Origin of the sequence: Salinispira pacifica (assembly GCF_000507245.1) — a bacterium.
Classification (GTDB): Bacteria; Spirochaetota; Spirochaetia; order DSM-27196; family Salinispiraceae; genus Salinispira; species Salinispira pacifica.
The window spans coordinates 2,660,273-2,682,554 of record NC_023035.1 but is presented as its reverse complement, the minus strand read 5'-3'; the positions used below and the strand labels follow the sequence as shown (position 1 = coordinate 2,682,554).

18 protein-coding genes and 5 tRNA genes are annotated in these 22,282 nt (G+C 51.4%); 10 read left to right on the top strand and 13 right to left on the bottom strand.

Annotated elements, in window-relative coordinates:
- Positions 1-90: 90 nt before the first annotated feature.
- The 12 genes from L21SP2_RS11845 to L21SP2_RS17390 form a co-directional block, all read right to left on the bottom strand.
- Positions 91-1,077, bottom strand: a complete 987-nt coding sequence (locus L21SP2_RS11845) for a DHH family phosphoesterase (RefSeq protein ID WP_041401534.1) — start codon at positions 1,075-1,077, stop codon at positions 91-93.
- A 15-nt stretch (positions 1,078-1,092) separates the two neighbouring features.
- The gene (locus tag L21SP2_RS11840) at positions 1,093-1,518 is read right to left on the bottom strand and encodes a hypothetical protein (RefSeq protein WP_024268761.1); all 426 of its coding nucleotides are present in this window, start codon (positions 1,516-1,518) and stop codon (positions 1,093-1,095) included.
- A 51-nt stretch (positions 1,519-1,569) separates the two neighbouring features.
- Positions 1,570-4,077 carry an endopeptidase La gene (gene lon, locus L21SP2_RS11835; RefSeq protein ID WP_024268760.1) on the bottom strand — a complete coding sequence of 836 codons (2,508 nt, stop codon included), beginning with the start codon at positions 4,075-4,077 and terminating at the stop codon, positions 1,570-1,572.
- Between the two features lie 25 nt (positions 4,078-4,102).
- A complete protein-coding gene (gene clpX / locus L21SP2_RS11830) occupies positions 4,103-5,341 on the bottom strand; it encodes an ATP-dependent protease ATP-binding subunit ClpX (RefSeq protein ID WP_024268759.1) in 1,239 nt (412 codons plus the stop codon).
- Positions 5,334-5,939, bottom strand: a complete 606-nt coding sequence (clpP, locus tag L21SP2_RS11825) for an ATP-dependent Clp endopeptidase proteolytic subunit ClpP (RefSeq protein WP_024268758.1) — start codon at positions 5,937-5,939, stop codon at positions 5,334-5,336. Before clpP ends, clpX begins: the two co-directional genes overlap by 8 nt.
- A gap of 33 nt (positions 5,940-5,972) precedes the next feature.
- The gene (gene tig, locus L21SP2_RS11820; RefSeq protein ID WP_024268757.1) at positions 5,973-7,325 is read right to left on the bottom strand and encodes a trigger factor; all 1,353 of its coding nucleotides are present in this window, start codon (positions 7,323-7,325) and stop codon (positions 5,973-5,975) included.
- A gap of 156 nt (positions 7,326-7,481) precedes the next feature.
- Positions 7,482-7,553, bottom strand: a tRNA-Gly gene (locus tag L21SP2_RS11815).
- A gap of 61 nt (positions 7,554-7,614) precedes the next feature.
- Positions 7,615-7,696, bottom strand: a tRNA-Leu gene (locus L21SP2_RS11810).
- A gap of 351 nt (positions 7,697-8,047) precedes the next feature.
- Positions 8,048-8,120: transfer RNA gene (locus tag L21SP2_RS11800), tRNA-Lys, on the bottom strand.
- A gap of 44 nt (positions 8,121-8,164) precedes the next feature.
- Positions 8,165-8,238 (bottom strand) — tRNA-Arg (locus tag L21SP2_RS11795).
- A 55-nt stretch (positions 8,239-8,293) separates the two neighbouring features.
- A tRNA-His gene (locus tag L21SP2_RS11790) sits at positions 8,294-8,365 on the bottom strand.
- A gap of 96 nt (positions 8,366-8,461) precedes the next feature.
- On the bottom strand, positions 8,462-10,714 hold the full coding sequence (locus L21SP2_RS17390) for an AAA family ATPase (protein WP_024268756.1): 2,253 nt from the start codon (positions 10,712-10,714) through the stop codon (positions 8,462-8,464).
- Positions 10,715-10,745: 31 nt separating this feature from the next.
- On the opposite strand from L21SP2_RS17390, the gene L21SP2_RS11780 reads away from it, so the two are divergent.
- From L21SP2_RS11780 to L21SP2_RS11755, 5 genes are all read left to right on the top strand, one after another.
- Positions 10,746-11,729 carry a hypothetical protein gene (locus tag L21SP2_RS11780; protein ID WP_024268755.1) on the top strand — a complete coding sequence of 328 codons (984 nt, stop codon included), beginning with the start codon at positions 10,746-10,748 and terminating at the stop codon, positions 11,727-11,729.
- Positions 11,730-11,985: 256 nt separating this feature from the next.
- Positions 11,986-12,507, top strand: a complete 522-nt coding sequence (locus tag L21SP2_RS11770; RefSeq protein ID WP_024268753.1) for a hypothetical protein — start codon at positions 11,986-11,988, stop codon at positions 12,505-12,507.
- An 8-nt stretch (positions 12,508-12,515) separates the two neighbouring features.
- Positions 12,516-14,432 (top strand): hypothetical protein, encoded by a 1,917-nt coding sequence (locus tag L21SP2_RS11765; protein ID WP_144083002.1) that lies wholly within the window; start codon positions 12,516-12,518, stop codon positions 14,430-14,432.
- A gap of 132 nt (positions 14,433-14,564) precedes the next feature.
- Positions 14,565-14,834 (top strand): hypothetical protein, encoded by a 270-nt coding sequence (locus tag L21SP2_RS11760; RefSeq protein ID WP_144083001.1) that lies wholly within the window; start codon positions 14,565-14,567, stop codon positions 14,832-14,834.
- 11 nt (positions 14,835-14,845) lie between these two features.
- A complete protein-coding gene (locus L21SP2_RS11755; RefSeq protein ID WP_024268750.1) occupies positions 14,846-15,649 on the top strand; it encodes a hypothetical protein in 804 nt (267 codons plus the stop codon).
- A gap of 37 nt (positions 15,650-15,686) precedes the next feature.
- Here the strand turns inward: L21SP2_RS11755 and L21SP2_RS11750 are convergent, their stop codons facing one another.
- Complete coding sequence (locus L21SP2_RS11750) at positions 15,687-16,841, bottom strand: hypothetical protein (protein ID WP_024268749.1); 1,155 nt, start codon at positions 16,839-16,841, stop codon at positions 15,687-15,689.
- Between the two features lie 201 nt (positions 16,842-17,042).
- Here L21SP2_RS11750 and msrB point away from each other — a divergent pair, with 201 nt between their 5' ends.
- From msrB to L21SP2_RS11725, 5 genes are all read left to right on the top strand, one after another.
- Positions 17,043-17,474 (top strand): peptide-methionine (R)-S-oxide reductase MsrB, encoded by a 432-nt coding sequence (gene msrB, locus L21SP2_RS11745; protein WP_024268748.1) that lies wholly within the window; start codon positions 17,043-17,045, stop codon positions 17,472-17,474.
- Positions 17,475-17,719: 245 nt separating this feature from the next.
- Positions 17,720-18,940 (top strand): extracellular solute-binding protein, encoded by a 1,221-nt coding sequence (locus L21SP2_RS11740; RefSeq protein ID WP_024268747.1) that lies wholly within the window; start codon positions 17,720-17,722, stop codon positions 18,938-18,940.
- 111 nt (positions 18,941-19,051) lie between these two features.
- Entirely contained in the window at positions 19,052-20,098 is a 1,047-nt protein-coding gene (locus tag L21SP2_RS11735) for a carbohydrate ABC transporter permease (RefSeq protein WP_024268746.1), read from the top strand.
- A 1-nt stretch (position 20,099) separates the two neighbouring features.
- The gene (locus L21SP2_RS11730) at positions 20,100-21,020 is read left to right on the top strand and encodes a sugar ABC transporter permease (protein WP_024268745.1); all 921 of its coding nucleotides are present in this window, start codon (positions 20,100-20,102) and stop codon (positions 21,018-21,020) included.
- A 113-nt stretch (positions 21,021-21,133) separates the two neighbouring features.
- A complete protein-coding gene (locus L21SP2_RS11725; RefSeq protein ID WP_024268744.1) occupies positions 21,134-22,168 on the top strand; it encodes a LacI family DNA-binding transcriptional regulator in 1,035 nt (344 codons plus the stop codon).
- The last annotated feature ends 114 nt before the right edge of the window (positions 22,169-22,282 follow it).

Here is a 22,282-nt window from a genome sequence, read left to right as displayed (position 1 = left end):
CCATAACCGGGGAAAAACCCGACCTGATTGTATTCCGAAGATCTTTTTACATGTTTATATCTGTAAGGAATCCATGTGCGGCTCCGGTTCTTACAACGAGGAGAGCAGCTTCTCGATAACAGGAAATACCTGTTTACGGGTCTCTTCCACGCTGAGATCGCTGAGAAAACCCGCTGCCCGGGCATGTCCTCCCCCGCCGAAACGGGCTGCCAGTTTGCCTGCATCTATGACCTCGCGGGTTCGAATGCTACCGGCTGCCTTTCCCGGTTCTTCTTCCCGGAGTACCAACAGGATTTCAACCCCTTCCACATTCATCAGCTGCTGGTAGAGACTGTCTGAGTCCCGGTTAGTTCGACCGTAGCTGTTGATCTCCTGAAGATTTTCCCAGGTATACAGGAATTTACCCTGAAAATGGCTTTCAACCCTGTTGAGAAGCATTCCCAGATGCTGGCGGCTTTCCAGACTTACTCCGCTGGATATCTGTTCATACATCCTTCTAGGAGAAGCTCCGGCTTCCACCAGCTTTGCAACCAGCTGAAAACTGGCCTGAGAATTTTCTCCCAAATGGCGAAAAAAGCCCGTATCGGTGGCGAAGGCGAAAAATATATACTCGGATTCTTTCAGAGTAGGTTTTTCGCCAAGGCTTTCAATCAGCTGCTGGACAAGAAGGCTAGTGGATGGGCAGCTCGGGTTAATGAACTTCACATCCCCGAAATCTCTGCCGCTGCTGTGATGATCTATCACTGCTGTGGTCATGTCCGCCACATCATCCGCCAGCGAACCGATACGGTCCAGAGTGGAACAGTCCAGGACCACCGCCACCGCACTGTCCTTATTGCGCCGATGCTCCCGGCTGAAACCGGAGTGGAAGAAGTGGGCGAACTCCTTGATCTCCCTTCGACCGAAGGGCCCCTCGTTAAAATACTGCACGCTTTTGCCCAGCCGTGTAAGAAATTCCCCCAGTGCAAGACTGGAACCTATACAGTCTCCGTCGGGATCCACATGGGAGACTATATAGAATAGATCATGAGTAGCGATTAAATCGATAAGAGATGGGGGGACCGGCGTATATTGCATCTATGGGTTTTGGCCTCAGTTGTAGTTGATTTCCAGCGTATCCGCAGTGAAGTTCTGCTCGGTGTCCTCGTCATCCCTGAGAACCGTCCAGCTGATGTGGTCATATGTGGGAATGACAAAAATCCTCACATGGGAAAAGGCTCCGTTTTCGTAATAGACTTCCATATACGGTGCGGATTTGGACCAGGTTTCAATCTGCTCCCCCTGACCTGCAGCTGCCGAGAACCATTCGTGGGGCAGGTAGGCGTTATGCAGTCTGCCTCTGCCGTTCAGATAGGTAACTCTGTAGCCGTAATCGCCGATGGCGATCTGATTAATCACAAGACTTTTCACATAGTATACCGATGAATTCTCTTCCGGTACTTCCTGGGATGTAAGCGGGAATGTGGCCAGAATCAGAAAAAAAACTGCGACACCCAGTGCCTTCCGTAGGTTTACCACAATTGCCTCCTCAAATAGCTGCTCTCCATTAAAGTATAGGGTAAGGCTAACTTATTCTGCAAGAAAAATATGTGAGATTGCCTGATGAATATCCTCTACGAAATGAAATGTGACTGCTTTTTTCACCTCCGGGGGAAGTTCTTCGTAATCCTTTGAATTTTTTGCCGGAAGCAGAATGGTCTTGAACCCGTTTCTGTGGGCGGCCAGTACTTTTTCCTTGATTCCTCCCACCGGCAGGATTCTCCCGGTCAGGGTGATCTCACCGGTCATGGCGGTGAATTCGGGCAGCTGTTTTCCGCTAAAGATGGACAGCAGGGCAGTTGTGAGGGTGATACCGGCGCTTGGGCCGTCTTTGGGGATGGCGCCTTCGGGAACATGAATGTGAATGTCCGCCTTGACTGCAATATCAGATTCCACTTCCAGCACACCGTCTTCGATGATTTTTCGGGCAACCGAGAGAGCTATTCGGGCGCTCTCCTTCATAACATCTCCCAGACTGCCGGTGAGAGTCATATCTCCCGATCCTTCGGGGTTGAGGATAATGGCTTCCACGGGAAGCAGCTTCCCGCCCAGCTCTGTCCAGGCCATCCCGTACACGAGCCCCGCCGGATTATCCTTGTAGAGAATATCCGTGTCGAATTTTCTGGTGCCCAGCAGCTTTTTCACATCCCGGGTACCCACATGGAATTTAAATTCCGGATGTGCCGCATCGTCTGGTTCAGAGCCGTCCTGTTCAGCGGCATCCTGTTCAGAGACGTCCTGTGGAGTGTCGCTTTTGTCGGCTTGATCGGTTTCTGAAGGTTCTGCTTCCCCGGAGTCGATATCGGTGTCAGATACTTCCTGAGGGGGGATAATGCCGTCCTCAACCGCTTTGCGGGCGATTTTCCGAAGAGCCTTGGCGATTTCCCGCTCAAGATTCCGCACGCCGCTTTCCCGGGTATATCCGTCGATCACCGTTTTGACAGCTTCCTTGGAGAATTTTACATCTGCCCAATCCAGACCATGTTCTTTCAGCTGCTTGGGGATTATGAATCCTTCGGCGATTTTACTCTTCTCGATTGATGTATAGCCTGGGATCTGGATGATTTCCATCCGGTCCAGGAGAGGATATGGAATTCCGTGAAGGCTGTTGGCGGTGGTGACAAATAGCACTTTGGAAAGATCCACCGCCACCTCCATGTAATGGTCCACGAAGTTTTTATTCTGTTCCGGATCCAGTACTTCAAGAAGTGCGGAACTGGGGTCTCCCCGATGATCGGAAGAGAGCTTATCTATTTCGTCCAGAAGAAATACGGGGTTTGAACTTCCGGCCCGCTTCAGTCCCTGAATGATCTTACCGGGCAGGGCGCCCACATAGGTTCGGCGGTGTCCCCGGATTTCTGCTTCATCCCTCACACCTCCCAGGCTGATACGGACAAATTCCCGGCCCATGGCCCGGGCAAGGCTTTTCCCCAGGCTGGTTTTCCCGGTTCCCGGAGGTCCGACGAAACAGAGAATGGGACCTTTCATGTTCTGCTTCATCTGAAGTACCGCAAGGAAGTCCAGTATCCGGTCCTTCGGTTCCTTCATGTTGTAATGATCCTGGTCGAGAATGGATGCCGCTTCATCCAGGTCGATCCGGTCCTCACTGAAATTATTCCAGGGAAGGTCGGCAATCCATTCCAGGTAGCCCCGGAGAATTCCCGCCTCGGGGCTGATGGGCTGGAGGCGTTTCAGCCGCTTCAGCTCGGTTTCCACCTTGGCCTGAACTTCTTCCGGAAGGTCGGCCTGCTCAAAATGCCGCTCCAGTTCCTTCACCCCGGTAGGATCGCTTTCTTCCTTTCCCAGCTCCTTGTTGAGCTCCTTGATCTGTTCATTGATCACAAATTCCCGATGGTTGTCGTCCATCCGCTGTTTGACTCTTTTGCTGATATCCTTGCGGAGACTTTGAATCTCCGTCTCCGATTCCAGCTCCAGGGCAAGGTCATCCAGCCTTTGAATGGTGTCGGTCTGGTTCAGAAACTCAAGCTTTCGCTGATAGGGAATACCGGTCTGGGAGAGGATCTGATCAATGAGATTATGGGGGTTATCCGCTCTGCCGATGGCCTGAAGCAGTTCCCGGGGAATTTTTTTGTTGTCTCTTGCGAAGGTTTTGAAATTATCCTGAAGAGCCCGCATGCGGGTTGCCACATCCGGTGTGAGCTGGTTCTCCAGAGAAAGGCTTTGCACTTTGGCGGTAAATATGCCGTCATTCTGATGTATGCTCTGAATTTCCCCCCGTTCAACTCCTTCCAGGAGAATTCGGGAGCTGTTGTTGGGCAGCTTCATCACCTGGACGATCCGGGCAACCGTACCCACTGTGTTCAGATTTTCCATCTTCAGGGCAGTCTCGTCACCGCTGAAATAGGCAAGCATGATCTGACGCTTGCCGGACATGGCCTGTTCCACAGATTTGAGCCCGGCGGATTTCTGGATGTACACCGGGCTGGCGGAATGGGGGAAGAGTACAAGATCTTTAATGGCAATAAGGGGCAGTTCGTTTACTGCCCCTCCAGCCTTTGGTTTCGTGAATATTTTCATATTCTGCCTCGTTATATTGGAAGTATCAGGCAGTTTTCTTCGTTTTCTGAATTATTTCCGGCCGTGTACCGTTGATTACCACTTCTTCGGTAATAATAACCTGTTTTTCCCCTTCTATGGAGGGAAGGTCAAACATGATGTCGATCATTGTGGATTCTACAATGGAACGCAGTCCACGGGCACCGGTTTTTCTGCTGATAGCAGTTCCGGCAATGGCTTTTACCGCATCTTCATCGAATTTCAGTTCAACATCATCCAGTTTCAGGCTGGCGGTGTACTGCTTCACGATGGAGTTCCGGGGTTCCAGAAGTATTCGTACCAGATCTTCTTCCTGCAGTTTGTCCAGTGCCACATGGATGGGAAGACGTCCCACGAACTCCGGAATCAGTCCGAATTTCACCAGGTCGTCGGGGTGCAGGGATTTAAACAATGCAGCCGTATCCTCATGTTTGGGTTTCACAGTAGCTCCGAATCCCATGGGGTGTTCGGAAATTCGGCCTTCAATAATCTTGTCCAGGCCTACAAATGCTCCGCCCAGTATGAACAGAATATTGCTGGTATCGATTTTGATCATTTCCTGGCTGGGATGTTTCCGTCCGCCCTGGGGGGGTACGGATGCGATGCTGCCCTCAATGATTTTCAGCAGGGCCTGCTGTACACCTTCACCGCTCACATCCCGGGTTATGGAAACATTTTCGCCCTTCCGGCCGATTTTATCAATTTCATCGATGTAGATAATGCCCCGTTCGGTGGCTGATACATCCTGTCCCGCCGCCTGATACAGCTTCAGCAGGATGTTCTCCACATCTTCCCCCACGTAACCCGCCTCGGTGAGGGTGGTGGCGTCGGCTATTGCAAACGGCACCTTCAGTTTCCGGGCAAGAGTCCGTGCAAGCAGGGTTTTTCCCGTACCGGTGGGGCCCAGCATGAGAACATTGGATTTTTCTATTTCAATATCGTCTTCGAGATGATGTTTCTGGGTTATCCGTTTGTAGTGATTGTACACTGCCACGGAGAGAACCTTTTTTGCAGGGTCCTGACCCACCACATATTCATCCAGATATTCCTTGATTTCCTGAGGACTGGGGACTTCATCAAGGAAGTCCGTGGTGATCTCATCCTCTTCTTCATCAAGAATTTTCTTACAGACATTTACACATTCATCGCAGATGTAAACACCCGGTCCTGCGATAAGCCTTCGGGCATAATCCCCGGGCTTGCCGCAGAACGAACATGATTTGTTGTTGTCTGTTTTTTTACTCATTCTTCCCCCGGACAAGTACACTGTCCACGATGCCGTATTCCTTGCTTTCTTCAGCGCCCATGAAAAAGTCCCGCTCAAGATCCCGGATTACCGTATCCCGGTCCTGTCCGCTGTGGTTCACGAAAATATCGATGAGCAGGTTTTTCAGTCGAACCATTTCCCGGGCCTGAATACCGATGTCGCTGGCCTGACCCTGAACGCCGCCCCAGGGCTGATGAAGAAGCACCCTGGAGGAGGGCAGTGCCAGACGTTTTCCCGCCGTACCCGAGGCCAGCAGAACGGCGGCCATGCTGGCAGCCTGTCCCATACAGATGGTCTGTACGTCCGCCCTGATGTACTGAATGGTATCGTAAATGGCCAGTCCGGCGGTTACCGACCCGCCGGGCGAATTGATATACAGGGAAATATCTTTATCCGGATCCTGGCTTTCCAGAAACAGCAGCTGTGCCACCACTATGTCTGCGTTAATATCGTGTATTTCGCCGTCCAGGAAAATAATGCGGTCTTTCAGGAGCCGGCTGTAAATGTCGTAACTGCGTTCGCCAACACCGGTTTGCTCGATTACCACCGGAACAAGATTGTTATTTTGTACGTTCATACTGAGTTCCTGTTAATTGATTTTCCCTACAATCTACGCATTTGACTGAATGAAGTCCAGATACTTCACTTTTTTCCCTTTCTTCACGGTATTCTCTTCCAGTAGCCGGTCCACCAGTTTGCGTTCTTTGATGTCCTGGCGGATGTATTCCATCATCTGGTTCTGCTGATAGTAGTTCCGCACTTCTTCTTCGCTCATGTTGTTCTGATCGGCGACTTTCTTGATTTCAGTGTCAACTTCCTCGTCGGAAGCCTCGATTTCCCGGTCTTCAATGAGCTTGGAGAGGATGATCTGGCTCTTGAGTCTCTGTTCTGCGCCGGGGCGCCATTCATTGAACAGTGTTTCCCGGGTATTGTTCTGGGCTCCCAGAAGAGATTCAACCATTTTCTCATCGCCGCCGAACTGACGGATAAAATTCTGCCAGTTGGCATTGAGTTCGGCCTGAACCATGCTGTCGGGAAGCTCTACGGGATTCTTTTCCACCAGCTGTTCAACCAGGGCATCGGTTTTCACCTTCCGCAGCTGGTTGTCCTTGTTGGTAGCCAGACGCTTCTTAATGTCTTTTTTCAGATCATCCAGGGTGGAGTATTTCTCATCCACGTCTTGGGCAAGTTCATCATCCAGCTCGGGAAGATCCTTCTCCTTGATCTTGGTAACTTTTACTTTGATATTTTTGGTCTCTCCGGCCAGAGATGGGTCGTCAACGTCATCACCGTACTTCTTGGTGAAGGTTTTTTCCTCATCAAGTTTCATACCCAGAACATCGTCATCGATCTTATAGAGATTGTATCCGCTTCCTACGGTGAAGCTGTAATCCTCCCGGCTGCTTCCCTGGATCTCTTCACCGTTTTCATCAAGTTCGGAATAATTGATGGTGATGATATTGTCTTTTTCCACGGTACCTTCGGATTTTTCGCTCACAATGGCATTCTGTTCCTGAATTTGCTTCAGTTCCGCTTCAATGGCGTCTTTTCCAATGGTAACCTGAGGCTCTTCCACGGTTATGCCGCCGGCTTCCTTCACATCAACTTCGGGAAAAATATCGTAGGTTACTGCGAACTTGAACTCCTGACCGGGGTTGAATTCCAGCTCCCCGTCCAGTTCCGGGGCGGCGTACTGAAGAGGCTTCTCATCGATTTCTTCATAAATCGTCTTCAGACTCTCCTCGATCAGCTTTTGAGCGGCTTCCACCCGAATGCTGTCGCCGAATTTCTGTTCAAGAACTGCTGCCGGAGCCTTGCCGGGGCGAAAGCCCTTGATATGAGCTTTTTTTGAATATTGCTTCAGCAGGCCGTCATATTCTTTCTGAGCAGCCTCTTTTGCGACGGTTACCGAAAGACGCACCTTGCTGTTTTCAAGTCTCTCAACGTTTTTTGATTCGATCATCTCTTTCTCCTGAGGAACGATGGGGTTATTAGCCGATGGCCTGTGAACCGGTCTCAAGGATCTGCGCCGGGGTATCGTGTACCGGATTTCAGATTCCGGGGCCAGTTTAGAAAAAAAAAGCGACCTGGAGTTCACCAGATCGCTTCAATATTGTAGAGCGGGAGACGAGATTCGAACTCGCGACATCTACCTTGGCAAGGTAGAGCTCTACCACTGAGCTACTCCCGCAGGTGTGCAACATATTGGAGACCCGATTATCCCCGGCTGCCAGATTCTGGCTGAGAGTGGATGCGAGAGGAGGGACTCGAACCCTCACACCGTACGGCACTAGATCCTAAATCTAGCGTGTCTACCAATTTCACCACTCTCGCAGACACTGCGATGGCAGATACTACAGTAGTTTATGTCTTTGGTCAATATGCTTCTTCAAAAAAATGAATCAGGTACCTTGACCGGCTGAAACGGGCTTGTACTGCACCGGCCCGTCTCACTGAGGGCAGAATATAAATAATGGGGGGAAAAGTGTCAATATATCCCCGGAAAAAATATACCCCGAAAAAAACCGCCTGCCAGTTTGAACAGGCCGGCCAGTTTGGAGCTAAGTATGGATTTGCCAGAACCACGGATTTATGCAGACCCAGCGAGCCCGGGAAATCTGTCATTACAGGTGAATGGGGTAAAAAAAAGGGATGTTCGAGGAAATATCCCGAACATCCCTTGGTTGAGCCGTGAAGGGATCGAACCTTCGACCCGCAGATTAAGAGTCTGCTGCTCTACCAGCTGAGCTAACGGCCCATGAAGTTATTGACGGCTGTACACATTGCATCAGCCGATCTATACGCGCCCGGCAGGATTCGAACCTGCGACCCACGGATTCGAAGTCCGGCACTCTATCCAGCTGAGCTACGGACGCATGGAAGGTATTTCCGCCGCCCGCCGGAGCAGGCAGCAGAAACCCTTAATATCAGGGTGGATGACGGGACTTGAACCCGCAACAACCAGAACCACAATCTGGCGCTCTACCATTGAACTACATCCACCGCGTGAGCGCTTATATATATAGCAAGGCATCCATTTTGTCAACCGATTGGCTGAAAAAGGGCGGGGTGGAGATGGGCGAAACTACAGTCCCGGGCTTATTCAACGATAATCCGGTAATACCGTTTCCAGCTGGGAAGGTCCGTCCGGGTGTCCGATGCTGCCAACCCTCCGCTACCATGTTCAATCCGTTTCAGCTCATTTTCAGACAGATGTTCCAACAAACCCTTCCGGTAGTCTTCATTGGCAAGCCAGGAGCCTATACTTCCCGGGTCAGGTACCCTGCCGGTGTCCAGGGTGATGATATTTGAAACGTTTCCAGACTGGGGGGATCTGTCCGGACTGAATTTCCGGAAATGGGCCCGTTCGGCTTCCTGAAAAGCAGCCATGAGCGCAGAATCCATTTCCGGCAGGTATTCAGCTCCCCGGGGGCTCTCCAGAACATCTGTCAGCCACAGGGAGAACGGCGGCATTTCATCCAGGGCGGGCTCAAGCACCGCCGTTTCCGCCTGGGGATTATTGTGGAGAATGAGCTTCCGTAGGTTCTTTTCTGCCGAAATCTCCCGGTGCCCTCTTCCCGGTTTCCGGTGTATGAGAAGGAGGTCCATGGGAGGAAGTCCGGTTTTCTCATCATCCATTCCCAACACCAGTGGGGCATCCAGTTCCGGCAACTGGGCGGCAAGGTAGTTGAAACGTTCCTTCTCTCCGTCATCGGAAAAAATACCTGCACAGAATCCTTCCCGGCAGCGTCGCAATCCCTCCCACACAAGGGGGGCAATGTGGCCGCCGAACACTCCAAGCCTGCTGTGTCTGGTCAGCCCCCGGTGTTCCTGGAGGAAATCGAACAACCGGCTCCGCAATTCCTCCCAGCGGATGCTTCCCGAGCCCCGGCTGCGCTCTATCCATCCGTGCTTCATGAGTTTCGCATACTCAGGAGAAGAGCTGTTGCTTCCAGAATAACTCAGCACTTCCTGAAAAGGTTCGTCCTCAACTTCAAGCTGCAGTTCCCGGCGGCGCAGCACCCGGGGGTAGCGTTCACCTTCCAGTCCCAGTTTTCCTCCGTGGTAGAACACCCGGCCCCGCAGAGATTCAGGAAGATAATTCTGGGCCACCCAATGCTCGCCGTAGGCGTGGGGATACAGGTACCCCTTGCCGTGGCCGAATCCTTCCTTGTCTCTGTTCGCATCTTTCAGATGGTTGGGAACTTCGCTCATTGCCGATTCGGCCTTTACCGCCTCAAGAGCGTCAAAGAAGCCGAGGCTGCTGTTGCTTTTCGGCGAAGTGGCAAGATACAGCGCCGCCTGGGCCAGAAAAAACTGCCCCTCCGGCAGACCCACCCTGTCAAAGGCCTGGGCTGCGGACTGGACCTGAATCAGGGCCTGGGGATCCGCAAGCCCCACATCCTCCGCTGCACTGATGAGCATTCTCCGAAAAATGTATGACGGACTTTCGCCGGCGTTTACCATTTTGGCCATCCAGTACAGGGCAGCGTCTGGATCGGATCCTCTGATGCTCTTGATGAATGCGGAGATGCTGTCAAAATGATAATCGCCGCTTTTGTCGTACAGCACCGCCTTCTGCTGTATGCTGTCCTCGGCAATGCCCATATCTATATGAATCCGGCTTCCCGGGGGAGGGGGAAAGTCGGGGACGCTGGTCTCCACCGCCAGCTCAAGGGCCCCCAGGAGACTCCGGGCGTCCCCACGGGCGGATGAGATAAGGTGCTCCTTTGCATCATCATCAATTTCAATATCATAATTGCCGTATCCCCTCAGGGGATCGTTCAGGGCCTGATCAAATATCTGTTCCAGATCCCGGGCTTCCAGGCTTTTCAGCTGAAATATTCTGCTTCGGGAGACCAGCGCCTGGTTAACCTCAAAGAACGGGTTTTCGGTCGTGGCGCCGATGAGAATAACCGTGCCGTTTTCCACCCAGGGAAGAAGGGCATCCTGTTGGGATTTATTCCAGCGGTGAACCTCGTCGATGAAAAGTATGGTTCTGGTGTTATAATAATTCCGTTGATTCTGGGCTTCCTCAATCGCCTCACGGATATCCTTCACTCCAGTGAGAACGGCGTTGAGACTCTGGAATCTGCTTTGGGTATGATTCGCAATAATTCTTGCCAGGGTGGTCTTTCCGGTACCCGGGGGGCCGGAAAAAATGAGAGAACTGAGCTGGTCGGCTTCTATCGCCCGTCTGAGCAGACGTCCCGGGGCAAGGATATGATCCTGTCCGGCGAATTCTTGAATGGTTCTGGGCCGCATACGGCTTGCAAGAGGTTCGCTGCCCGGGGCTCCAGCTTGATGATCCTCGGGCTTTCCGGTAAAAAGGTCATTGGATTCCGGTTTCATGTCCGTTACTATAGCACAAGGTGGTTTATGAATGGTACATCAACGAATAGCCGGTGTGGTATTTGCCGGCCTGCTTTTTTTTACGGGACATTGGCTTTTTGCGGACGAAACATATCCGTTTACCCCCGACTCAAGCTGGTCCGCTCCCCTCTATTATTATATAGAAGACTCCATACAGCTGTGCACCCGGCTATCTGCAGATAGCGGAGATGCCGGCGGCGAAGAATCCCCGCTCTATTCCCGGCTTGGTACGGCTCTCCGGCGCTGGCAGGACGTTAATTCCGCATCCGCATTATACCTGCACAGTTTGCTGGACAATGACACGGCAGATTCGGGAACTGAGGATGCAGCAGGAACGAGGCCTGAGACGGAGCAATCCCGGGGAGATGGGAGCCCGGAGACCCCGACTTCCCGGATGCTCGACGAGGTCCGTGGTGTGAAGCGCAATCTCATATCTTTGGCGAATGATGCGCTGAAAATTGTTGCCGAACTGGACGATCTTGGAGCGGATTTCAGCAGCGGTTCCGGTGACCGGAAGCGGTTGCTGGAAAACCTTCTCCAGGCAATGCCTCTTCTCAGGCCGGACATTACTCCAACTTACAGTTTCTGGTCTACACTGCCGGAATCCGGTGACGGTATGGATGCCTCAACTGTGATTTCAGCCATGGGTTCGGGAAGCAGCACCCAGCTGGAACAGCTTCTGGAAGATGCCAGAGCTTCCTCCGCCCATCGCAGGGTTCTGGACCGGAGACTCAGTGCGGGGTCGGGATTCCAGCCTCTGGTGGATGACCCCGTGAGAATTCTCTATTCTACAGGTCTGGAGGAGAGCGCTCCTTTGATTCTGGAAGATGCGGAATATGTGTATTATCGTACTCTGCATCGGGATTTTTTCAATGACCGGTTGAGTTCATCTCAAACCTGGAGTGGGTACGTCGATAATCTGCGCAGAACCCAGCGAAATCTTGACGGGGCACTGGGGCCTGAAATTCCCCCCGGCAGCTGCTCGCCAGACTGAAAATCGACAGTGAGACCCGCAGCGACGCCTATTGGTCCCTTCTGAGCCTGCTTGAAAACCCCATCTATGTGAATGATCCCGACCGATCCGCCCATATCGAGGCGGTACAGCTTCACTTTCTCCGTAATTATGTTCTTGCCGATCAGGCTGTGGATACCAATGATGTTGAGCTTTACCTCCCTCCGGCACCCGGCGGGAGCGGGGGGCTGCACCCGCTCTGGACGGCATACAGGAACAGGGCCGTGCCCGCCGCTATATGGTACTGATACACAAGGAATCAAGGGGTAAGGAATTTATCAGATCCTGGGCAGAGGCCACTCTCCAGGTTGACCGGCTGAATCCCGATGATATCTGGCATATTCAAACGGGGTTTTTCCCCCTGAAGGCTCAGAAATTCACAACGGGCAAAGACTCTGAGCTGCGTTCTGCGGAGATTCTCCTTCGCATCCTGGAATCCTTTCCCGATTCCGGGGATCTGGAGAGAGTCACCGATCCAGCGGCGGTACAGCTGGCCCAGTTCCGCAGAATCATGCTCTATGCTGATCTCTACCATTCCATGAAAGGGCTTCCGGTTATGGAGCAATTGAGTCTGAAGGAACAAAACTGGCTGCACCTTGCATCGGATTTGTATTCCGGGATACGTGCCGGTGGGGAGGCTGATATTTCCGCCGCCCTTTCGGATCTGAGTGATTTTCTGGAAGTCGAGTTTACGCCCTACAGCTTTTCATCCCTTCTCCTCTCCCGGATTTTCGGTTCCGATCAGAGGGAAGAGCAATAATGGAGGCAATGATGAAACCCCGGTACAAGTTTAGCGCCATCCTTCTGGTCATATCAGTTTTTTTCCTCATCTCCTGCGGCGACGCATCGCAGGTTTCAGATGCCGATACGGCAACACGGTTGGAGCCGGAGTCCCAGGATGCGGGAGAACAGATGGATCCTGAGGAGCTGGTTCACCGGCTGCGGCATCTGCCGTCCTGGATCCAGGTCTCTGAAACGGCGGCGGAAGTTACAGCCGACAATGCTCAAGCAGCGGACGCCGGTCAGACCTCAGACGGAAGTCAGGCAGCGGAGACAAGTCAGGCCGCAGACGGTGGTCAGGGAAATGACAGCCTGGACAATGCCTTCCGGTTGAGCTATGAACCTTATACATTTCAGATTCGCCCTGATTCCCGGACCGGTAATCTTCCTCCTGAAATCCGGGAGGAACTGGTGATCACCCGACTGAGACAGGCCGGCGAGGATCCTTTGCTTGTCCCGGCCTATCCCCCCGCCCTGATTGCCGGAAAACTGCTGTCACTTTCCCCGAACGGTCAGGTTTTTTATCTGAATCTTCTTTCAGATGAATCGGGGGTTCTGAATATGCCCGCCGGAGGGGTTAACGCGTTCGGAGTCCTGGCGGATAGCGAAATGGGGGTGATATCCACCGTCAACGGCCAGGCTGCCGTGTTTTTCCTGGGGGGAGAGAATGGTCCCGCTGCTCCTTTGTCTGCTCCTCTGGCTGCCCCTCTGTGGCGAAGAGAGTATCCCGCAGCCATAAAATATCTGGGAGCGATGCAGCTTGAAAATCTTTTCGGCGCTCCGGGTGATGCTCCCGGACAGAATGAATCTCTGCTGCTTCTGTTTCTCGGCGAAGGGGGATGGTTCAGTCTGGTGGATGCTCATACCGGCCGGGAATATTACCGGAGTCTGGGACAGGGAAAAGCCCTTGCGGGAGCCTACCGGTCCGGGAGGGTTCATGCATTATTCAGCGACGGGACCTATCGGTCATTCAGCATTTCCCAGATGGGCGAGGAAGAGTTCGCCCCTGAAACAGTTGCTGAAACTGAGGTTGATCTGCCGTTCCCGGATACCCGAAGCATGATAGATGCCGGCGGAGCGCTGGTGTTCGCAACCGATTCGTTTTCCACGGTATCTGAAGCGACGGCTTCTGAACCCAGCTATGTGTACGGATACAATCCGGAAACGGGCTCCATCCGCTGGGTGCGCAGTTTCCCCGGGCGGGTGCTGCTGAGCAGAGGGCGGGCGCAGTCCGGTAAGAACTCCGGAAGCCTGCTGGTTGCCCACCAGGTAACCGGGACTGTGCTGGAACTGGATGCGGATGAGGGTTTACCTCTCTCGGCATATTCGATCCCTGAGCAGATTAGCCCAAAACGGCCTTCGGAAATCCGTACGCTTCTGGAAGGAATGCTCATGCATAAGAGGCGCCGGCATTTTTTCCATCCGGGAACCCCATCTTCAGATCCCTCTTTTGCGGTTCTCCAAAACAGCTCTGTGACTCCCGGCGAAGTTCCTCCTCTCTCCGGGCTGGATGTGGATTGGAGCAGTCACGACCTCATACTTCGTGCCATGGATGTTTCGGGAGAGGGGGAGGCCGATTCCGCCGATTTCTCGGGGCTGAATTCGGAATTCAGTCTGCGCATCCAACGGGACGACCTGCCTCTGCGCCTGCCCTTCACTCCGGACTTCCCGGTATCAGGGCTGCTTCGCAGTGAAAGCAAAGGGGAGATTCTTATTACCATAGAGGATGAACGGGGCAGCGAACTGTTAAGCAGTCTGGATAAGGTGAGTCTCCAGCCCGAGCTGAGATACGATTTGCGACCCGGGAGGTACTGGATAGTTCTCAGGGATGCAGGCGGGGTGGAAGATGGCGGTGCAGATGCTCCCGATTCCCGTGTTTTGGTGTTGAGAAACATCATATTCTGATCCTTGGGGGAAATTTCCCGTCATTTGATGCCGTTTCCTGTTTTTTCGGAAAAGTTCAATGTCCGGGGAAATACTAGTTTTTTCGTTTTTCCACTGGAAATCTACCCGGGGGTCTTTTACATTGACATGTATATGCTTATACGAAAGCAGGGGCGCCCGCCTGAGTTTACCCGGGAACCGGTGTATGCCCGACATGCATCCTTGGCATTCAACCGGCGAATGCATAAAATTCTTCAGGATCTTTGCAGGGAAATCGCAACCGAATTGTCCGGGAAGCTCCATGCAGTAATTCTTGGGGGAAATTACGGCAGAGGCGAGGGGGGACTCGAAGGGTTGCTGAAGGTCACGGCCGTGGCGTCTGGTCAATCGGGGAAGCTCCTGCGGAAGATATCGATATACTGATCGTTTCCTGGATGAAATTCTCAGGGCGTCATGATGCCATACGCGGTATTTTAAAAAAATATGAGGCGATTTTTTCTGTCCCCATCGACCTGCTGCCGATTATTACACCTGTAAGGCTCATGTGCATTCCCAAACGCTTTAACTGGCGGAGGCTCATCAGGAACTGTTCAGTGATATACGGCCCTCCGGAATTGGCGGGAAAGCTGAACCGTCGCTACCGCAACAGCAGAGATATGGATCCGAAGCTGGCGTGGAGTCTGCTTCTCGACCAGGGGCTGCGGCTCCTGGATGTCATCGCAGTTGAGCAGGATCTGCTTGCCCGGGAACCGGGGGGCTGCAGGCTCATTCATCAGGGGAAATTTTTCCGGGAAATAGCCCAAGCCGTGCTTCTGGCTGCGGGCCGTCACCAGGACACCATCGATCTTCAGCTTCATGAATTCATCTGGCTTATGGAAGAATTGGCGGAGAACAATGACTCTGCCGACGGAACAGATCGGGTGTATCCGGGGCTCATACTGCTGAAAGGTTTTTTGCCCAAAGCAGTGTCCCTGCTGCGCTCGCCTGAGCAGTCTGAACTGGATTTTCCCGAAACATGGATGTTCCACCTTGAGTTATGGATGGAAGCTTTTCAATTTATCAGTCTGAGGGTGGAGAATGGAGTTGATCCGCTGTTGAGAATTCGGCTCTTACGGGTGAGACACACCATCAGTCGGCTATATGAGGCCCGGGGAAATGCAGGCCGGGTATTGAAGCGGAGAATTCTGGCTCATATCAGGCTGCTCAACTGGCTGCGTACTCATGTGTTTTTTACCTGACCTGGATACTCTTTCCCTGACCGGGCAGATTCCCGGATTACCTGCTTTGTTCGGCTAAATCCTTTTCGCTGCCCCGGATTTTCCCCTGTTCCCGGATCTCGCTATCCAGATCATTCAGCTGGGTATCAACTTTTTTCAGCTGTTCCCTGGTATCTTCAAGCTGTCGGGTGAGTTTATCCTTTTTAAGCTGAAAACGATCTTTTTCCTCTTCAAGTGCCTTGATTTTCTGGGCTGCCGTCAGCCGTTGAATGATTTCCCGTTTATTGTCATTTTCTTTTTTCAGTTTGTTCAGGTTGCCGATGAATTCCTTCAGCTGCTCCGGTGCTGAATCCTGAAGTGATTCGGCGATGATCCGGCCCGCCCGGGTCAGATTATCTCTCAGCTGTTCATCCAGCTCCGAAATCCGCAGTTGGAGATCTGTGATGCGGTCTCCGGGTTTCTGGCTGCCGGCCCGCTGACGGATTTTTTCCTGGATTTCATCGATTTCGGACCTCTGCTTTGCTATTGCTTTTTCCACTTCCTGAATTTTATGACGCTGTTTCAGCAGGGGAGTGAGAATTTTTTCCAACTGTTTGTCGTTACCCGGGGTATTTTGCCATTCTTCCGCAAGCTTTGATCCGGCTTGGGTGAATCCTTCGTTCACCTTTTTCTCCAGGTTTTTCAGCTGATTCTTCTGGAACTGGAGCTTGGTCTGGTTAACAAGCCGTTTGAATACAGGGTCGGTTTTGTTCTGATCCTCGAGAGACTGCACCTTGTTTTCCAGGTTGTATTTATCTCTGAAAAGGTTATCAAGATTACCGAAGGCCCCGGCATACAACGTGTACAATTCTGGAGATGCGGCGTACAGCTCAAAAGCTTCCATGCCGGCCTTTCTGTGCTGTTCCTGAAGATTCTGCTCCAATTCAAGCTTTTCCTGTTCCTTACCGGAGATGTGGTTTTCCCGGTCGGCAATATGGGTCTGCAGCTCTTCTATTTCCTTTATATATTCACTGTGTTCTGTTTTCTGCTGGATGAGCTCATTGCTTTTTTCCACCAGCGGGGAATAGCTTGTCTTTTGCTCTTCGTTGAGACTGTCGAGTAGCTGGGGGTTCTCCCGGGCAGCATTGCCGATGTGCCAGTATTCCTGATCGATAATGCTGTTGTTTATGGTGATTTCCCGCTCATGGGTTTGAATCTGTTTGCTGTAATCCATCTGTCGACTCCTCTCTATTCTTCCCATATGAAAACGTTCCCATCTGAAGCAGAATGATTTGCCGGATGTTTTGGGTGAAAGGATAGACTCCGTTCACAAAGGGGCTTTCTTTCTATAAATGTACTGAAATTTCCCGGCGTTTGCCAGTTACCCTGCAGGTTTATCTGGACACTGACGGAAACAATTACGATTTTACAGGGTATGAAAGGAAAAAAAGAATCAACAGACTCCCTCGGGGGAGCCGCTAACCGGAATTGGAAGAAAATTCTTGACCCCGATGTGTATCATGTGACCCGAGAGGGGGGCACCGAACCTCCGTTTTCGGGAAAGTATTACCTTGAAGAGCGGGATGGTGTCTATCTTTGCTCCAATTGCTCGACACCGCTTTTCTCTAGTGATACCAAGTATCACAGCGGCTGCGGCTGGCCCAGCTTTTACGAACCCCTTTCATCCGATGCCGTGGTAGAGCGTGAAGATACCAGTCTGGGTATGCGGAGAATCGAGCTTCGCTGTGCATCCTGCGATGCCCATCTGGGTCATGTTTTTCCCGACGGTCCCGATCCAACAGGTCTCCGCTACTGCATCAACTCCCTGAGTCTGGAGCTGGATGCAGACTCTGAAGAAAGAAAGTAGTCCTGAAGCGTCGTATTTTCTGATACGAAACACCCCCTGTCCGGCACTTTTGAAGAAAGCGGTCTGACTTTTGCAAAAACCGGTTTTTTTTGTGAAAATTTTTGTTGACAGCTACCCCTACTGCATTTAGCATGTTCGAAGAACTTAACCGGTTTAGTAAATCGTTTTACACGTGTTGCCAACCGGTAAAATTACGAGCAATTCCTTCTCAACAGGAGAAGGGCAATCTACTTAGGGGGTAGACCATGAAAAAACTTCTAGTACTCGGTCTTGTACTCTTCGTGGCATTCGGTGCAGTTTTTGCCGAAGGTCAGGGAGAAGCTGGTGCGGCCGGTGAAGTTAGCATCACTCTTTGGACTCAGGAAGGAGAATCCGAGGGATTTTATCAGTACATCGTAGAGCGTGCCGAAGAGTACATGGGAATGGTTGAAGGTGTAACCGTTGAAGTTGTACAGAAAGACACAGAAGCTCTCCGTGAAGACTTCCAGACTGCTTCTCTTGCAGGTACAGCTCCTGAGCTGCTCTGGACTGTTGGCGACCATGCAGGTCCGTTTACTGCAGCCAACCTGATTCAGCCCGTTGACGGCCTGTATGATGCAGACGAATACGTTGAATCCGTTATTCTTGACGGTCAGACTTGGGGAGTGCCCATTACCAGCGGTAACCACCTCATGCTGCTGTACAACAAGAGCATCGTAGGTGATGAAGCTCCTGCAACGTTCCAGGAAATTATCGACTTCGGCCAGGAATTCACCGACGGTGAAAACTACGGTCTGGTGTATAATGCGGTAGAGCCCTTCTGGCTGGTACCCTTCCTCGGCGGATACGGCGGAAGCGTTTTCGCAGCTGACGGTGTTACTCCCACTCTGGACACTCCTGAAATGGTTGACACACTGCAGTTCCTTGCTGACTTGGAATTCGAATACGGTATTACTCCCGCAGAAGCTGACTACGGAACCATGGATACCCTTTTCAAAGAAGGAAATGCCGCGTACATCATCAACGGTGACTGGAGCCTCGGCGATTACGAAGCAATCCTTGGCGACGATCTGGGTGTAGCACGTATTCCCCAGCTTCCCAACGGCGATTTCCCCCGTCCTTACACTTCAGGCAAGTACTTCATGGTTGCCGAAGGTGTTGACGGCGTTAAGCTTCAGGCAATTCAGGGATTCATCGACTACATGATCAGCGACGAAAGCCTTCTTGAAATCCTGGACATGTTCAAGCGTCTTCCTGCTTCACTCTCAGCTCTTAACAGTGATGCGGTAAGTGCAGACCCCATTCTCCGCGGTTCTGCTGCTCAGCTGGCAACCGGTACTCCGATGCCTTCTGTAATTGAAATGCGCGCGAACTGGGACGCAATGAAGCCTGAAATGAATGCAGTACTTGCTGGAACCACCAGCCCTGAAGAGGCTGCTGCGAACATGCAGTCCGCTGCTGAAAATGCAATTGAGGCTATGCAGTAATCCGAAAGGATTATCTGGTCCTAAGCTAAAAAGGTACGGGCACCGATATTGCTAACCTATCGGTGCCCTTTTTTTGGGGGGTATTAGCACATGACTTGGTCCTTCTTATTAATGAGTCTTAGGGACGTTATTCCCACAATAATTGCCATTGCAGCGCTGATGGTACTTGTGGAAATCAGTCTCTATTATCTCTTGTATAAAGTTTTAAACTATAAATATGCGTTGCCGTTTATGCTGGTTGCACCCGCAGCAATTGGTCTGGCACTGCTGGTTGTGTATCCGATCTTTTATAATCTCGTTATTGCGTTCAGCGATACAAACCTCTTTGCCGGGAGATTTCCCACACGTCCCGGTTCTGTGAGTTACGGTTTCAAGCCGTTTTTTGATAACATTGTTTCAGTTTTTGCGAAACCGATACTACAGCAACAGACCTTCTGGCCTGTTTTTGCCCGTACAATCGCCTGGACATTCATTCAGGTATCGTTCCACGTTACGGTAGGGTTCATGCTTGCATCCCTGCTCAACCGTCCTATGAAATTACGGGGTGTGTATCGGACATTCATTCTTTTCCCCTGGGCTATACCCCAGGTAATCGCCGTTCTGGCGTGGAGAGGTGAATTCAACTTTGAATATGGATACTTCAATATAATTCTGAGAAATATAGGGTTGAATCCTATCAACTGGATGACCGACCCTGCATGGAACTTTTTCGCCATAAACCTGACCAACTGGTGGCTGGGGGTTCCGTTTATGTCGGCCATACTTCTTGGCGGACTGCAATCCATCGATACATCCTACTATGAAGCTGCGGAGATGGATGGGGCCACGAAATTTCAGCAATTACGGAATATAACGCTTCCGTTGATGCAGCCTGTTATGACGCCGGCCATCATTCTGGGGGTGATCTGGACATTTAACCAGTTCAACATTCCCTACTTTATCAACCAGCAGGAATTGGAGTCTTCGGATATCCTTGTAACAGCCCTGTTCAGAGCTGCCTTTGAATACAGCAGATACGGATTTGCCGCTGCGTTTGCACTGGTGATATTTGTAATCCTGATTCTGTTCACTATTTTCTACATGAAGGTGACCGGATTTCAGCTCCAGTCAGGTCAGGAGAAGAAGCGGCTTGCGGCTGCGAAGGCGGTAGGAGAGTAATATGAGTGATCAGACTACTACTATGAAAGCTCCCACTGAGCTGGATTTAATGAAGAAATACGGGTTCGGCAGATGGTTTTTCCAACGTGCCCGGGGTGATTCGCCCTTTAAAAGACTGATAATCCATATCGTTTTGCTGATTGTTGTGTTTATTGCCGTGTATCCGGTGCTCCGGATTGTTACCGTTTCTCTTCGACCCGGTAACCGGCTGCTTTCCACATCACTTGCGATAATTCCTGAGGATGCGACCTTCCAGAACTATTACAATGTTCTTTTCAACAGGGATTTTGTAAAATGGTTATGGAACAGTCTGATAATTACCACTGCAACCAGCAGTATCGGGGTAATGATTGCATCCACATCGGCCTATGCATTTTCCAGATGGAATTTTCCCGGACGTTCACCTGCGTTGATCTTTCTTCTTGCAACACAGATGATCCCTTTCGCCATGCTGATGATTCCTATTTACATCATCTCCGCACGATTGGGGCTGATCAATACCTGGAGGGGTCTGGTGGTGGCGTATTCAGTCTCATCTGTACCATTTTCAATTTGGATACTGAAAGGCTATTACGATTCCATACCGACAGAGCTTGAGCAATCGGCCATGGTTGACGGTGCAACCCGTATGCAGGCCTTCTTCCGGATTATTCTTCCTTTGAGTACTCCTGCTCTGGCCATCGCCTTTCTGTTTAACTTTACCCAGGCCTGGAATGACTTCCTGCTTGCACGTATCATGCTTCAGCAGGCGGAACTCTACACATGGCCTCTGGGTCTTCAAAGCATGCAGAGGCAGTTTCAGACTCAGTGGGGTGAATTCTCCGCCGGTGCACTGATGGTTTCTGTACCTGTGATGATCCTTTTCCTTACATCCAGCCGCTGGCTGATCTCAGGGCTCACTGTGGGATCCGTAAAAGGGTAACCCAGGATCATAGCAGCAACAAACAAGGAGGCTTCGATTCGAAGCCTCCTTATTTTACTGCTGTACACAAACCGGTTTAGTAACATACTACTCCTATAGAAAGAGGTCTGACCATGCGGGTTACCATTAACGACATTGCCAAAGCCTCAGGTTTTTCAAAGACCTCCGTCTCCTTTGCTTTCAATGACCCCAGCAGAATCAGTAAGAAAACCAGGAGTAAAATTCTCAGTATCGCCGAGAGTTTGGGCTATGTACCTGATCCGGTGGCCCGAAACCTCTCCATGCGGAAAATCGGCACCATTGGATTCCTGGTTCCTCAGGCAATCAGCAGGGTGTTTCTGAATCCCTACATGAATCAGCTGCTTTTGGGAATCGGAGAAGCCTGCCAGGCTAAAGACTACTCTCTCACCGTTGTACCTCCCCTGAGGGGGCGAATATTTGACGGGGTGCGATCAGCCGCCGTTGACGGCTTTATTACTCTGGGGCTCCACCCGGAAATGAAGCTGGTGCAATTGATCAAGCAGCGGCACATTCCTTTCGTAACAATTGACGGTACTCCGGCGCAGGATATCCCCGGCGTGAATACCTATGACCAGAAGGCAGCATACCGAATGATGGAAGAGATTATTAATGCAGGCCATCGACGTATCGCCATTTTTTCATTGGAACACGCAAAAACACGCGAAGACCATATATATACCGGAGCCAGAGATTGGCGACTGGAAGGATTTTATAAGGCTCTCCGGGATAACGGAATTGATCCTGACACCGTCCCCGTATATGACTGCGAATCCAGTGAGCAGGGTGGTAGAGACGCTGCGCAGACTGCCCTGGAACAAACAGTAGGAGCTTCCGGCAGGCCCACTGCCATGGCATTTATGAGCGATATCGCCGCCATAGGGGCAATGGAAGAGCTTCAGGACAGGGGAGTTTCTGTACCCGACGATATCTCTGTAACCGGATTCGACAACATACCGGAGGCGTCCATGGTCCATCCAAAGCTTACCACTATGGCTCAGCCCGGTTTCGAAATCGGCAAAGCGGCCACCCAAATGCTTTTCGATCTTCTGGACGAGAGAAAGCTGGAGAAGCATCTGTATTTTGATTCCCAGTTTATTGCACGGGAAAGCCTGGGAATACTTTCGTAAATTTTTCCCCGCAACATTATCCGACACATTCTCTACCCGATCATTGCTCATCCAATGGGGAGGGCATACGTCCACTGTATACATATGATGCATTCTGTTGTATATTCCTAACGA